This window comes from Rodentibacter heidelbergensis, from assembly GCF_002000125.1.
Classification (GTDB): Bacteria; Pseudomonadota; Gammaproteobacteria; order Enterobacterales; family Pasteurellaceae; genus Rodentibacter; species Rodentibacter heidelbergensis.
Map to the genome: position 1 here is coordinate 206,656 of NZ_MLHH01000003.1, position 13,278 is coordinate 219,933.

Annotated in this window: 15 protein-coding genes and 1 pseudogene; 10 read left to right on the forward strand and 6 right to left on the reverse strand. The window is 41.5% G+C overall.

Going from position 1 to position 13,278, the window contains the following annotated elements; translation table 11 throughout:
• Positions 1–16 precede the first annotated feature (16 nt).
• The 5 genes from BKK48_RS01555 to BKK48_RS01575 all read left to right on the forward strand — a co-directional run bounded on the left by BKK48_RS01555 (position 17) and on the right by BKK48_RS01575 (position 4,073).
• Positions 17–1,540, forward strand: coding sequence for an oligosaccharide flippase family protein (locus tag BKK48_RS01555; RefSeq protein WP_077426465.1), 1,524 nt, complete (start codon positions 17–19; stop codon positions 1,538–1,540).
• Positions 1,537–2,496 carry a polysaccharide pyruvyl transferase family protein gene (locus BKK48_RS01560; RefSeq protein WP_077426466.1) on the forward strand — a complete coding sequence of 320 codons (960 nt, stop codon included), beginning with the start codon at positions 1,537–1,539 and terminating at the stop codon, positions 2,494–2,496. The genes BKK48_RS01555 and BKK48_RS01560 overlap by 4 nt, the downstream gene beginning before the upstream one ends.
• Positions 2,493–3,236 (forward strand): YdcF family protein, encoded by a 744-nt coding sequence (locus BKK48_RS01565; protein WP_077426467.1) that lies wholly within the window; start codon positions 2,493–2,495, stop codon positions 3,234–3,236. The genes BKK48_RS01560 and BKK48_RS01565 overlap by 4 nt, the downstream gene beginning before the upstream one ends.
• Positions 3,237–3,394: 158 nt before the next feature.
• Positions 3,395–3,778, forward strand: coding sequence for a type II toxin-antitoxin system RelE/ParE family toxin (locus BKK48_RS01570; RefSeq protein WP_077426468.1), 384 nt, complete (start codon positions 3,395–3,397; stop codon positions 3,776–3,778).
• Entirely contained in the window at positions 3,771–4,073 is a 303-nt protein-coding gene (locus BKK48_RS01575) for a helix-turn-helix domain-containing protein (RefSeq protein WP_077426469.1), read from the forward strand. The genes BKK48_RS01570 and BKK48_RS01575 overlap by 8 nt, the downstream gene beginning before the upstream one ends.
• Before the next feature lie 88 nt (positions 4,074–4,161).
• On the opposite strand, the gene xseA is transcribed toward BKK48_RS01575, so the two are convergent.
• Genes xseA through BKK48_RS01590 form a run of 3 tightly spaced genes read right to left on the reverse strand, consistent with a single transcriptional unit; the run spans position 4,162 to position 7,020 of the window.
• Complete coding sequence (gene xseA, locus BKK48_RS01580; RefSeq protein WP_077426500.1) at positions 4,162–5,496, reverse strand: exodeoxyribonuclease VII large subunit; 1,335 nt, start codon at positions 5,494–5,496, stop codon at positions 4,162–4,164.
• Positions 5,489–6,709 (reverse strand): ribosomal protein uL16 3-hydroxylase, encoded by a 1,221-nt coding sequence (locus BKK48_RS01585; protein WP_077426470.1) that lies wholly within the window; start codon positions 6,707–6,709, stop codon positions 5,489–5,491. Before BKK48_RS01585 ends, xseA begins: the two co-directional genes overlap by 8 nt.
• The gene (locus BKK48_RS01590; RefSeq protein ID WP_077426471.1) at positions 6,706–7,020 is read right to left on the reverse strand and encodes an RnfH family protein; all 315 of its coding nucleotides are present in this window, start codon (positions 7,018–7,020) and stop codon (positions 6,706–6,708) included. Before BKK48_RS01590 ends, BKK48_RS01585 begins: the two co-directional genes overlap by 4 nt.
• Before the next feature lie 81 nt (positions 7,021–7,101).
• On the opposite strand from BKK48_RS01590, the pseudogene BKK48_RS09825 reads away from it, so the two are divergent.
• The 4 genes and pseudogenes from BKK48_RS09825 to BKK48_RS01605 form a co-directional block, all read left to right on the forward strand.
• Positions 7,102–7,175: pseudogene (locus tag BKK48_RS09825) on the forward strand (EamA family transporter); the annotation flags it as partial.
• 107 nt (positions 7,176–7,282) lie between these two features.
• Entirely contained in the window at positions 7,283–7,867 is a 585-nt protein-coding gene (gene pth / locus BKK48_RS01595; RefSeq protein ID WP_077426472.1) for an aminoacyl-tRNA hydrolase, read from the forward strand.
• A 47-nt stretch (positions 7,868–7,914) separates the two neighbouring features.
• Complete coding sequence (gene ychF / locus BKK48_RS01600) at positions 7,915–9,006, forward strand: redox-regulated ATPase YchF (RefSeq protein WP_018356072.1); 1,092 nt, start codon at positions 7,915–7,917, stop codon at positions 9,004–9,006.
• Positions 9,007–9,066: 60 nt separating this feature from the next.
• Complete coding sequence (locus BKK48_RS01605; protein WP_077426473.1) at positions 9,067–9,654, forward strand: uracil-DNA glycosylase family protein; 588 nt, start codon at positions 9,067–9,069, stop codon at positions 9,652–9,654.
• A gap of 80 nt (positions 9,655–9,734) precedes the next feature.
• Here the strand turns inward: BKK48_RS01605 and BKK48_RS01610 are convergent, their stop codons facing one another.
• Positions 9,735–11,129 carry an MATE family efflux transporter gene (locus BKK48_RS01610; RefSeq protein WP_077426474.1) on the reverse strand — a complete coding sequence of 465 codons (1,395 nt, stop codon included), beginning with the start codon at positions 11,127–11,129 and terminating at the stop codon, positions 9,735–9,737.
• 41 nt (positions 11,130–11,170) lie between these two features.
• On the opposite strand from BKK48_RS01610, the gene BKK48_RS01615 reads away from it, so the two are divergent.
• Positions 11,171–11,788, forward strand: coding sequence for a riboflavin synthase subunit alpha (locus BKK48_RS01615; protein ID WP_077426475.1), 618 nt, complete (start codon positions 11,171–11,173; stop codon positions 11,786–11,788).
• Positions 11,789–11,849: 61 nt separating this feature from the next.
• Here BKK48_RS01615 and BKK48_RS01620 read toward each other — a convergent pair whose 3' ends face one another.
• Positions 11,850–12,890, reverse strand: a complete 1,041-nt coding sequence (locus BKK48_RS01620) for an IS481 family transposase (protein ID WP_077426476.1) — start codon at positions 12,888–12,890, stop codon at positions 11,850–11,852.
• Positions 12,891–13,042: 152 nt separating this feature from the next.
• On the reverse strand, positions 13,043–13,231 hold the full coding sequence (locus BKK48_RS10160; protein ID WP_077426477.1) for a VENN motif pre-toxin domain-containing protein: 189 nt from the start codon (positions 13,229–13,231) through the stop codon (positions 13,043–13,045).
• Between the last annotated feature and the right edge of the window lie 47 nt (positions 13,232–13,278).

Below are 13,278 nucleotides of genomic sequence, written 5' to 3' on the forward strand. Positions count from 1 at the left end.
GCGTTCATCAATCACAATGTCAAACAAAACCATTGCTAAAAATACCTTATTTCTCTATATCCGTATGCTCTTTAATATGGGAGCAATGCTTTATATTTCACGCGTGGTATTACGGGTATTAGGCGTTGAGGATTTCGGGATTTATAACATTGTTATGGGCGTGGTGATTTTGTTTTCCTTTTTTAACGGGACAATGACGGCGACCACACAACGTTTTATTAATGTCGAAAAGGCCGCCAATGATGTAAGCCGTATCAATATGATTTTTAACATCAGCCTGTTAAATCATCTTTTTATTATGTTAGTCGTGACGGTGTTGGCAGAAACCGTGGGGCTTTGGTTTTTAAACCATAAACTGAATATTCCAACAGAAAGAATGAGTGCGGCCAATATCGTCTATCAAATTGCCCTTCTCATTGCCTTAATTGAAATCATTAAAGTGCCCTTTAATGCGATGATTGTCGCCCATGAGCGTATGGCATTTTACGCTTGGCTTGGCTTGAGTGAAACCTTATTCAAACTCACGGCTATTTTTATTTTAATGCAGATAGAGCAATACGATAAACTCATCAGTTATAGCCTGTTATTATTGGGTGTGAGCCTACTGGTCTTTTTGCTTTATTTTAATTTTACCCGCCGTCGTTTTTACTCGGAAACCCGTTTTCATTTCCATAAAGATTTAAGTAAAACAAAGGAAATGGCGAGCTTTTCCGGTTGGATGTTACTCGGACAAACCGCTTATGTTGCATCCACACAAGGCCTAAATATGGTTATCAACCTGTTTTTTGGGGTGACAGTGAATGCCGCAGTAGGGATCGCCACCCAAGTGGATACCGCCATTTATAGCTTTGTAAATAACTTTCAAGTGGCATTTAACCCACAACTTGTGCAATCTTATGCGGCAAAAGAGGAAGAACGTAACAAAAAACTCATTCTCGGCACATCAAAATATTCCTTTTATCTGATTGCTATTTTGTCCGCCCCGGTGCTTTATTTTACCCACCCATTACTCACCTTTTGGTTAGGCGATCAACTGCCCCAATATGTCGAACCCCTGGTACAAACCACTCTGCTCTGCTCATTGATCAGCGCTATGGCGGGATCTTTTTGGATGACGGCACTGGCTATCGGCACAAACAAAATTAAACAATATAATATTGTGATTGCAATAATTGATCTTTGCACCGTACCGCTTGCTTACTTTTTATTTACTTTAGGTTATAGTCCGGTTTATGCCTTTATTGGCCGATTTTCCACCGCACTTTTCATGCAAATTTATCGTTTCTATTTTATTAACAAAAAAATTCAATTTAACCGCAAAGAATTCGTCACTTATTTGTGCCACATCAGCCTTATCTTCAGCCTACTATTAGGGCTGGTTTATTTTTCAAACCCTAAGCAGACCTATACATTCTTTGAATTTATCGGTGAAACCGTATTATTGGAAATAGTGCTGGTGAGCGTGATTTTGTTATTCGGGCTAAATCGAGCGGAAAAAAGCTTCCTCTTTGGCTATATTTTGAAAAAGGTAAAAAAATGAATACAACATTAATTTCTCTAAAGAAACAACTCGCCCCTATTGCGGATTTAATTAAAGATAAAAACGATGTGTTTTATTTTGATTACCCGCTACATTTAAATGTAGGGGATTTATTGATCTATCACGGAACGGAGCAGTTTTTTAAGGATCACAGCATTAATGTGACCTTAAGACGTTGCGAGTTTGATTTGGATATTAATGAGATCAAACAACAGATCACCCCTCATACCACTATTTTGTTACACGGTGGGGGCAACTTTGGCGATCTCTACCCACAACACCAAAAAATTCGTGAGGCAATGGTTCAACATTTTCCCCATAATCGCATTATTGTGTTGCCACAAACCCTGTATTTCAAAGATCAAAAAAATCTCGAAAAATCAGCCACACTTTTCAGTCAACATGCTGATTGCCACTTACTTGCCCGAGATGAGCGCACAGCAGAAGCCTTCAAACTATTTTCCCCAAATGTAGCCTTATCACCGGATATGGCCCACCAGCTCTACGGCACCTTGCCGACAAAACAAGGCAACACGGGGAAAACACTTTATTTTTTACGCAAAGATATTGAAGCCAGCGAAGTGGAAAAAAATATCCTCGCCACCCTACCGGCAAATGCCAATGTGAAAGATTGGGAGGATATTCTCACCCGTTTAGATAGCATCGTTTTGGCACTCAGTTGGCGTATGAGCAAATTTGCCAACCAACGAAATTGGGGTTGGTTGAAAAATCTGTTCCATCAATTTTGGTTTGCTTATACCAAAGGTATTGTAAAACGGGTGGCTAGCGTGTTTTTACAACATGATCAGGTCATCACAACCCGTTTACACGGTCATATTTTCTCCTGCTTACTGGAAATTCCAAACCGAGTGTGTGATAACGCTTATGGTAAAAATTCCGGCTATGCCAATTTATGGACGAAAAACATCGACTTCGTGGAAATTGATAAAAAATGATGGAACTCAAAAAGCTCATCACTGCCATGATACTCCCGCCATTTAATATTTTAATTTTATGGCTATTGGCATTGGTTTTCGCCCGCTTTAATTTCAAAAAATTAAGCCGAATTTCCACCGCACTTGGCATGGTTTTACTTTATCTGCTCAGTATTCCTTTTACCGCTCAAACCTTAAAAGATAGCTTAGTCACAGAAGATCATTTAACACTCAATGACTACAAAAATGCCCAAGCTATTGTGTTATTAGGCGGCGGATTACGGGATAGTAAAGAACTTTATGCGCCCCTTGCTTCCACCGCCATTCAACTTGAACGGCTACGTTATGCCGCCTATTTACAAAAAGAAACAGGCTTACCGCTTCTCATCACAGGGAGAAGCCCAACCGGTGCTATCGAAGCAAAAGTGGCAGCAGAAGAATTACAACAATTCTTTCATGTGCCAACAACATGGATTGAACCTCAGGCCCTAACCACCAAAGAAAATGCACGATTGACCAAACAAATCTTGGAAAAAGAACAAATCAACAAAATTATTCTTGTCACCAATGAATGGCATATGCAACGGGCCAAATTACTTTTTCAACAGCAAGGATTTGATGTATTGACTGCCAATGTGGGCGAAGGCATCACACCTAAAGAATATGGATTAACCCTCATGCATTTCATCCCACAAGGCGGCGCAATGGCGAAAAATATGCAGTTATTAAAAGAATGGATCGGTTATTGGAAAGAGAAATAAGGATTTATTTCTTCTATCGACAAATAAAGTCATCATAAGTAATAGAGATGTAATCAATTACTGACGTGCATTTAATCAAAAGGGGCGAAAGCCCCTTTTTGTTGAAGTCGATTTATGAATTTGTTAGTATACTCTTAAAGATGACAGATTGAACACGAATGAGAATTTTTAAAACCAAAGCCTTTGATAAATTCGCACAAAAAAATCATATCTTAGATAACGATCTACTCAAAGCGATCATACGCGCGGAACAAGGCTTAATTGATGCCGATTTAGGTGGCAATATTATTAAGCAACGTTTAGCAAGAAAAGGCCAAGGATCTAGCGGTGGTTTCCGCTCTTTTATCTTTTATAAACTGAATGAAAATAGTTATTTTGTTGCCGGAATTAGTAAAAATGTGCGTGATAACATTTCATCTCAAGAGCTTACCGCACTGAAAGCCCTAGCTAAAGTCTACGCAACATTTACACCACAACAAATTGAGTTACAGATCCAAAACGGATTACTGATTGAAGTATTATCTGAGGTAAAAAATGAGTGAACTATTAACGATGATCCATGAAAACGCAGCAGATTTACATGAAGCTGGATTAATAGATAAAAAAACGATGAAAAAATTTGATGAATTATGCCTCACACCAGTGCCAACGTTTACACCAGACGAAATCAAAGCAATTAGAGAAAAAGAACGGGTTTCACAAACGGTCTTTGCCCATTACCTTAACGTGAGTAAGAATATGATTTCAGAATGGGAAAGAGGTGTAAAAAAACCGACCGGTACAGCACTGAAACTTTTAACATTAGTCCAACATAAAGGCCTTGAAATTCTTACCTAACCTTTTTTATGATCATTATAACAGGCTGATCCTCGTTTTATTTCGGCATAGTCGAAAATAAAACGCTAGTAAAATCAGCCTTCTGGCTTTATTTTTTCTTTATTCCCACCACTTGGCTCATAATCTGTCCATCCGCTACGGTGGTAGTGATGATGGTGTCTTTCTGCACATCTTTCACACCGGTGATCGGTTTTCCTTCGGCTGTTTGAGCAATGGAATAGCCACGAGAAAGCACTTTTAAAGGGCTTAATCCGTCTAATTTTCCACATAATATGGCCAGCCGATTTTGGCGTTCCGTCAGGTGGCGGTTAGTGTTGAAATGTAATCGCCCTTGTAATTGCACGAAGTGCTGTTGATGACGTTGAAGTCGATAAGGTAAAGGATTTTGTGCCAAACGAAGAGAAAGTGCGGTCAGTTTTTGTTGTGTTTTTTCCAACTGACGTTGCATAGCAAAGCGCAAACGCCGGGCAAGTTGTTCATTTTTCGTTTGTTGAAGATGTAATTGATTTTGTGGATGCTGATTTTGCAAACGCAACATCAGTTGTTTTAATCTTTGGTTTTTTTCACTAAATAAGCGGTCAAATGCCATATCTAAACGCTGTTGTTGGTGGCGAAGTTGTTGTATTAGCTCTTCTTGATTTCGGCTAACTAATTCTGCCGCAGCAGAGGGTGTAGGCGCACGGAGATCCGCAACAAAATCCGCAATGGTAATATCCGTTTCATGCCCCACGGCACTGATAATCGGTAGCTGAGAACGAAAAATAGCTCGAGCAACGGCTTCTTCGTTAAAACACCATAGATCTTCTAACGAACCGCCACCACGGCCTACAATCAGCACATCCACTTCTTGCCGTGCATTAGCCAGTTCGATCATCTGCACAATCTCAGCCGCCGCCTCTTTGCCTTGCACTGCCGTTGGATAAATCACCACTTTCAAACTCGGGTCACGGCGTGCCAAAATATGCAAAATATCTTGCAGTGCCGCCCCGGTTGATGAGGTAATCACCCCCACGGCTTTGCTAAAGTGCGGTAAATTTTTCTTGAGATTTTGAGCAAACAATCCTTCGGCCGCCAGTTTCATTTTCAGCGCTTCAAACTGTTGCTGTAACAGCCCTTCCCCTGCCGGATGCATGGATTCAATAATCAGCTGATAATCGCCTCGTGGTTCATACAAACTCACATTAGCCCGTACCAAAACTTGCATACCATTTTGCGGCCGAAAAGCTACACGCAAATTTTTCATGCGAAACATCGCGCAACGTACTTGGGCATTTTCATCTTTTAAGGTGAGATACCAATGGCCCGATACCGGTTGGGTAAAATTAGAAATTTCCCCGGTCAGCCAAATTTGGGAAAAATGATTTTCCAACATTTGGCGTGCTGCGTTGTTGAGTTGGGAAACGGAATAAATCTTCTCAGACATCGTCATGAATTAACACCCAGCCATCGTCCAGCCAATTACAAATTGAGTCACACAATAATGTCATCGCCGTTTCCGGATCTTCCGTTTGGTTGGTTAAATGGGTTAAATATGCCCAATCTAAGGATTTGCCGTCTGCCAAATGTTTTAACACTTCCGTTTCAATGACATTTAATTCATCTAACCATTCCCCATTGGCATAAATGCGAAGAGGATTTTCCGTATAAAGCAACTTGCAATTGTTATCCTGACAAAGCAATGCGCCTTCTTCTAAATCCGCACGCACCTCCTCTGGATCACTCATTTCTTCAGGCACCAAAAGCTCATAACGGCGGGTGCTCACGGCGGTTGCCACCGCTTGTTTGAATAATTTATCAAAGGCTCTAGAATGGGCGAGTTTATCTAAGAGTTGTTGCTTCATCATCTGAATATTTTCATCCGCAAGTTTGCCGGTATGCTGCATGGATTGAGTTAAGCGAAGCGGCAAATCAAATTCGCTTAAATTCAAATCCGGATCTTGATGACAAAAACCTTTACTGATGCCCTCAATAAGATGCGTTAAATTCGGATAACGCAAGCCAAAAGAAAAGGTTAAACAATCGTCCTCAGCCACCCCATAATGCGCCATTCGTGCAGGAATATAGAGAATATCGCCCGGGTTCATCACTTCATCAATCACTAAATCGCCCATATCGTCAAAAATACGAATCGGCTGATTGGGTTTAAATTCCGTGCTGGAATCACACCATTTCCCCAACTGCCAACGGCGTCTGCCATAACCTTGCACTAAAAACACATCATATTCGTCATAATGTTTGCCTACCGAACCGCCTTTTGGAGCATAAGACACCATAATATCATCCCGTTGCCATTGGGGAATAAAGCCAAATTTGTTCCAAAGTTGTCCCAATTGTGGCGACCACTGTTCCAAATTTTGCACCAGTACCGACCATTTCTGCGGGAGATTTTTAAAATCTTTTTCCGTTAGCGGGCTAAAAAACACTTTCCAATCATCATCGGCAAAGGTTTTCACCAAACGTGCGGTGGCATCTTCATTTTGCGCCAACTCAATAATATCTTGCGGTTCAAACTGCCCGACAATTTCAGGCAACCCATTGCGGATAATCAACGGCTTTTTCTGCCAATAATCTAGCAAGAAAATTTCAGGGGTGATGTTTTCAGGTAAGCAAAAATCAGTCTGGGAAAGTGCGGTCATTTTTGAACTCCTTTTTCTTTATTGGCTTGAGCAGCTTGTTCAGCGGCACGTTTACGGCGGATTTCTTTTGGATCGGCCAGTAACGGACGATAAATTTCAATGCGATCCCCCTCTTTTAAGAGATCGGTTAATTTTGCCGGACGGCTGAAAATACCGACTTTATTTTCACGCAAGTCAATATCGGTAAATTGTTGCAAAATACCGGATTGCAAAATGGCACTTTGCACCATTGTACCCTCTTCCACTTGAAAGGATTTTAAATAAAAGCGTTGTGGCAAAGCATAGGCGATTTCAATATTAATCTGGCTCATCATGGATTTCTTCATCTTAAAATTTAAGGGCTATTATAGCGGAAAAGTGCGGTTAATTTTAACGATAAATCAGGGAACAAAATGAATTGGGTATTTTTTGCTGTGGGGGCGGCATTTTTCGCAGGGCTTACCGCTATTTAGGCAAACTGGGCGTAGTGATTTTGGCAGGTGTGCTGGTGTTAGCGTTATAGATTGAGAATTTACCTGCATTTCGCTACAATACGCCACTATTTTTATCATTAGGCTTTTAATCATACGCAATATGTCTGAAATTAAACTCATTGTCGGCCTTGGCAATCCCGGCGATAAATATGCCGAAACACGCCATAACGCCGGAGAATGGTTAATAGAACGTTTAGCACATCGTTTTAACACTAGACTTAATCCTGAAAGCAAATTCTTCGGTCATACTGCCCGCACGTTGGTAAACGGAAAAGAAGTCCGTTTGCTTGTGCCTACCACTTTTATGAATTTAAGCGGTAAAGCGGTGGCAGCGTTGAGTGGGTTTTATCGTATTCAACCGGAAGAAATATTGGTAATTCACGATGAATTAGATTTACCACCGGGGAGTGCAAAGCTCAAACTGGGTGGCGGACACGGTGGGCATAATGGTCTGAAAGACATTGTGGCGAAATTGGGAAATAACAACAATTTCCATCGTTTACGCCTCGGAATCGGTCACCCGGGACATCGTGATTTGGTTGCCGGTTATGTCTTAAACAAACCTTCTCCAACTGATCGCCAAGCCCTTGAAAAAGCCCTTGATGAAGCCACCGATTGCGTGGAAATGATTTTTAAAGACGGCATAGTGAAAGCCACCAATCGTTTAAATAGTTTTAAAATTTAAAAGTGCGGTCATTTTCGCAACTTTTTTTGACTTAATAAGGAAAAATTATGGGATTCAAATGTGGTATCGTTGGTTTGCCGAATGTGGGCAAATCCACTCTTTTTAACGCACTCACCAAAGCCGGTATCGAAGCGGCAAATTATCCATTCTGTACAATCGAACCCAACACCGGTGTTGTGCCTATGCCGGATCCCCGCCTTGATGCCCTTGCGGAGATTGTTAAACCGGAACGTGTTCTCCCTACAACAATGGAATTTGTGGATATCGCAGGGCTAGTGGCTGGAGCTAGCAAAGGCGAAGGTTTAGGTAATAAATTCTTAGCCAATATTCGTGAAACCGATGCCATTGGCCATGTTGTTCGCTGTTTTGAAAATGACGATATTGTTCACGTCGCCGGAAAAATCGATCCGTTAAATGATATTGAAACCATCAATACAGAACTTGCTCTTGCCGATTTAGACAGCTGCGAGCGAGCTATTCAACGTTTACAAAAACGGGCAAAAGGGGGCGATAAAGAAGCAAAATTTGAACTTTCTGTCATGGAGAAAATCCTTCCTGTGCTTTCTGAGGCGGGAATGATTCGTTCTGTTCCTCTTGATAAAGAAGAGCTTCATGCGATTAAAAGCTATAACTTCCTCACCCTAAAACCAACGATGTATATCGCCAATGTGAATGAAGATGGTTTTGAAAACAATCCGTATCTTGACAAAGTTCGTGAGTTTGCCGAAAAAGAAGGCTCGGTCGTTGTGCCAGTGTGTGCCGCCATTGAAGCAGAGATTGCAGAATTAGAAGATGAAGAAAAAACAGAATTCTTACAAGATTTAGGCATTGAAGAACCGGGTTTAAACCGTGTTATTCGTGCCGGTTATGCGTTGTTAAATCTTCAAACCTATTTCACCGCCGGAGTAAAAGAAGTGCGTGCTTGGACGGTTTCCGTGGGGGCAACCGCACCGAAAGCGGCAGCTGTGATTCACACAGATTTCGAGAAAGGCTTTATCCGTGCCGAAGTCATTGCCTATGAAGATTTTATCCAATTCAAAGGGGAAAATGGCGCTAAAGAGGCCGGTAAATGGCGTTTAGAAGGGAAAGATTACATCGTGCAAGACGGCGATGTGATGCACTTCCGCTTCAACGTATAACCTTCATCAATATGACCGCACAGGAATCTGTGCGGTTAAAATATCACCACAAGAAAAACCATGTCTTTCTCCACTCTCAGTGAAATTAAAACGGCGATTATTCAAGATCCGCAAAATCAATCTTTTACCACACGTCATATCGAACCGCTTTTTGCAGCGCCCCCTACGGCACGCATTAATATTGTGGGTCAAGCCCCCGGATTGAAAGCGGAACAAACCCGCCTTTATTGGAACGATAAAAGTGGAGATCGTTTGCGGGAATGGTTAGGGGTTGATCGTGATACGTTTTACCACTCGGAGCGGTTTGCGGTGATTCCTATGGATTTTTATTATCCGGGAAAAGGAAAATCCGGCGATTTACCGCCACGCAAAGGCTTTGCAGAAAAATGGCACCCTCAAATTTTAGCGCATCTTACCAACATTGAGCTGACCATTTTGATCGGGCAATATGCACAAAAATATTACTTACCGCAAAATGCCTTAAACGTCACGGAAACGGTGAAAAACTATCGTCAATTTCTACCGCACTTTTTCCCTTTGGTTCACCCTTCCCCACGCAATCAACTATGGTTACAAAAAAATCCATGGTTTGAGCAGGAGGTGATCCCCCAATTACAACAATGTGTTAAAAGGATCTTATCCCGCTAATTTTGCCATCCGTGACAGGAGAAAGGCGCTTATCATCATTAGCATCACACGAGGATAAGATTTTTGCAGGAAAGGGCGATTTACTTCAATTTTTCTAAACGTGCCATTAACCGGCTATCCTCTAAATTTTGTATCTTTCTCATTCGATAAAACAGTAAAACAGCCGCAAAGGTTAGTGAAACGACAAAAGCAATCCAAAACCCTTTCGCCCCCATACTTGGCATGAGAAAATCGGTTCTAGCGAGCATATAGCCTAAGGGGACACCAATGACCCAATAGGCAAAAAGCGTAATATAGAGGATCACTTTTGTATCTTTATAACCCCGCAATATTCCACTGACAACCACCTGAACCGTGTCGGAAAACTGATAAATCGCCGCAAGAAACAACAAACCGGCGGCCATATCTATTACGATGTCATCATTAACAAAAATTGAGGCAATTTCATAACGAAAGAAAATCGTAATAAAAGCGGTGATCACCGTAATCGTTAAACCGAGTATTAATGCAGCATAGGCGATATTTTTCGCTTTTTTCGGCGAACCCGCCCCCAGCGCTTGCCCCACTAAGATCGTGGTTGCCATTCCCACAGACATAGGAAACATAAAAATAAAAGAGCTGGTATTTAAGGCAATTTGATGACTTGCCACAATGGTTGCACCAAGTGGAGAAAGCAACAATGCGGTTAGTGCAAACAGTGCCACCTCACAACAAAGTGCGATAGCAATCGGCAAACCAAGTTGTAGGAGTTTTTTTAGTGTGGCTACATTCGGTTTTTCAATCAGTTGGCTGAACACCTTTAACTGACGCTCTTGCCGATTAAAATAAGAATAGCCCAACATCATCAAACACATTGACCAATTCACTATCGCCGTTGCCACCCCACAACCTACCGCACCGAGTGCCGGCATACCAAATTTACCGTAAATGAAAATGTAATTGAGTGGAATGTTAAGCATCAGCCCAAGAAACGCAATCACCATTGCCGGTTTGGTTTTCGCAATACCGTCATTTAAGCAACGGAAATTGACGAGCAACAAATAGGCCGGTAATCCCCAAAGCATTGCCTGTAAATAATCTCGCGTAATTTGCGCCATATGTGAATCCATTTGCATCAACTGCAAAATAAAATCACTGTAATAAATCAATAACCCAAGAGGAATACTGCTTGCAAGGGCAATCCAAATCCCTTGACGAACTTGATGAGCAATGCGATGTCGCTGCCCGGAACCATTGAGATAAGAAATGGTTGGCGGTAAGGCCAATAATAAACCATGGCCGAAAAGGACTAAGGGCAACCAAATGGAGGCCCCGACAGAAATCGCCGCCATATCGGTGGAACTTACCCGCCCTGCCATAATGGTGTCCACAAGCCCCATGGAATTTTGAGCCACTTGTGCCAATAAAATTGGAATGGCAATTTTAATTAACTTTTTAATATCAAGGTGATAGTCGGATAAAAGACGAAAATTCATAAATTTGATATACTACGCAAAAATTTGATTGAGGAAAATTTATGTTTACCGGAATTGTACAGGGCATCGCCCCTATTTATTCGATTAAAGAAAAAACACATTTTAGAACACAGGTCATAAAATTACCACCTGAAATGCGAAAAGGGCTAGAAATTGGCGCTTCTGTGGCAAATAATGGCGTGTGTTTAACCGTCACTGAAATTCATGATGATTTAGTCAGTTTCGATTTAATGCAGGAAACCCTGCGAATTACCAATTTGGGGGAATTAAAAGCCGGGGATTTCGTTAATATTGAACGGGCCATGCAAATGGGTGATGAAATTGGCGGGCATATTTTATCCGGCCATGTGTATTGCACCGCTGTCATTTCTGACATTATCGTGACAGAAAATAATCGCCAAATTTGGTTCGAATTACCGACCATGGAAGTAATGAAATATCTCCTCACCAAAGGTTTTGTTGCAGTCGATGGCATTAGTCTGACGATTGGCGAAGTCAAAGAGAACCAATTTTGTGTCAATTTGATCCCGGAAACCCTACAAAGAACTTTAATGGGACAACGTAAAATCGGGGATAAAGTGAACATTGAAATTGACCCACAAACCCAAGCCATTGTCGATACAGTGGAACGGTATTTGTCTACCAAATCCGTGTCATAAATTTGTAGAATATCAAACCCAATCTGACAGTCCCCGTTTAAAACAATGTGTGCCTGTCAGATTAATTTGAGCTTAGATTCTTTTCTGCCCAAATTCGTTTTCCATCAACGAATGTATCCATTGGCGTTCTTCCACAGCACATTTTCCCTTGATGGGTTCGATGATGGTTATAATACAACAACCATTCATCCAAATCAGCTTGTAATGTGGCTAAATCCATATAAATTTTCTTCCTAAATGCCACTTGGTAAAACTCCTGTAAAATGGTTTTGTGAAAACGTTCACAGATATCATTTGTCTGCGGGTGTTTGACTTTCGTTTTTGTATGCTCAATATCATTAATCGCCAAATAAAGCTCATAATCGTGATTTTCGACCTTACCACAATATTCACTCCCTCTGTCGGTAAGAATGCGTAGTATCGGTAAATCTTGGCTTTCAAAGTAAGGCAATACGTTATCGTTGAGCATATCTGCTGCCGTAATAGCGGTTTTCATGGTGTAAAGCTTGGCAAACGCCACTTTGCTGTAGGTATCAATAAAGGTTTGCTGATAAATGCGTCCAACGCCTTTAAGATTGCCAACATAGAAGGTATCTTGTGCGCCCAGATAGCCGGGGTGAACGGTTTCAATTTCACCATAAGCAAGTTCATCTTCTTTTTTACGCTCCAAGGCTTGCACTTGGGATTCATTGAGAATAATGCCTTGCTCAGCAACTAATTTTTCAAGTGCGGTCAATCTTTGTTTGAAATTAGCAAGATGATGCCTTAACCAAATCGACCGGACACCCCCTGCGGAAACAAAAATACCTTGTTTACGCAGTTCGTTACTCACACGAACCTGGCCGAATGCAGGATTATCCAAAGCAAACTGCACCACGGCTTTTTCGACTTTTTCATCTACTCGATTTTTAATGTTAGGGACACGTCGGTTTTGATTGAGTAGTGCATCCACACCGCCTTCTTCAACCGCTTGTTGATAACGATAGAAGGTGTCTCGGCTCATTCCCATGATTTTGCAGGCTTGGGAGATGTTACCGAGTTCTTCAGCTAAATTGAGTAAACCGGTCTTGTGTTTAATGAGAGGGTTGTTAGAATAAAACATGAGCGTTTCCTTTTTTGTTTAGATTGAATTTGACACTCATATTCTAAACGGGAAACGCTCACTTTTTATTGTGATTTGTCAGATTTAATCTGATCTTCTACAGATTAATACGGTAATACATAGTCGCCGACGCTATCCCCGCCCTGAATAATTTAGAATGTTTTTGTTACCCCGAAATACATACCCTCTCCCCCGCATTTATCCCCTATCTCGCCAACAATAACGCTATTTATTACACCTTCCAAAGGGTTATTCTCCACCGCCCGTTTCGCAGCCTCCGCTCCTGCTGTGGCAGTGATGAATGAGCTACCTTGTTGGTCACTCGTACCTTTGGCTTTCAATCACATCCACTTCATCCACCTAAATAGCCACTTCCCATGAAGCAATG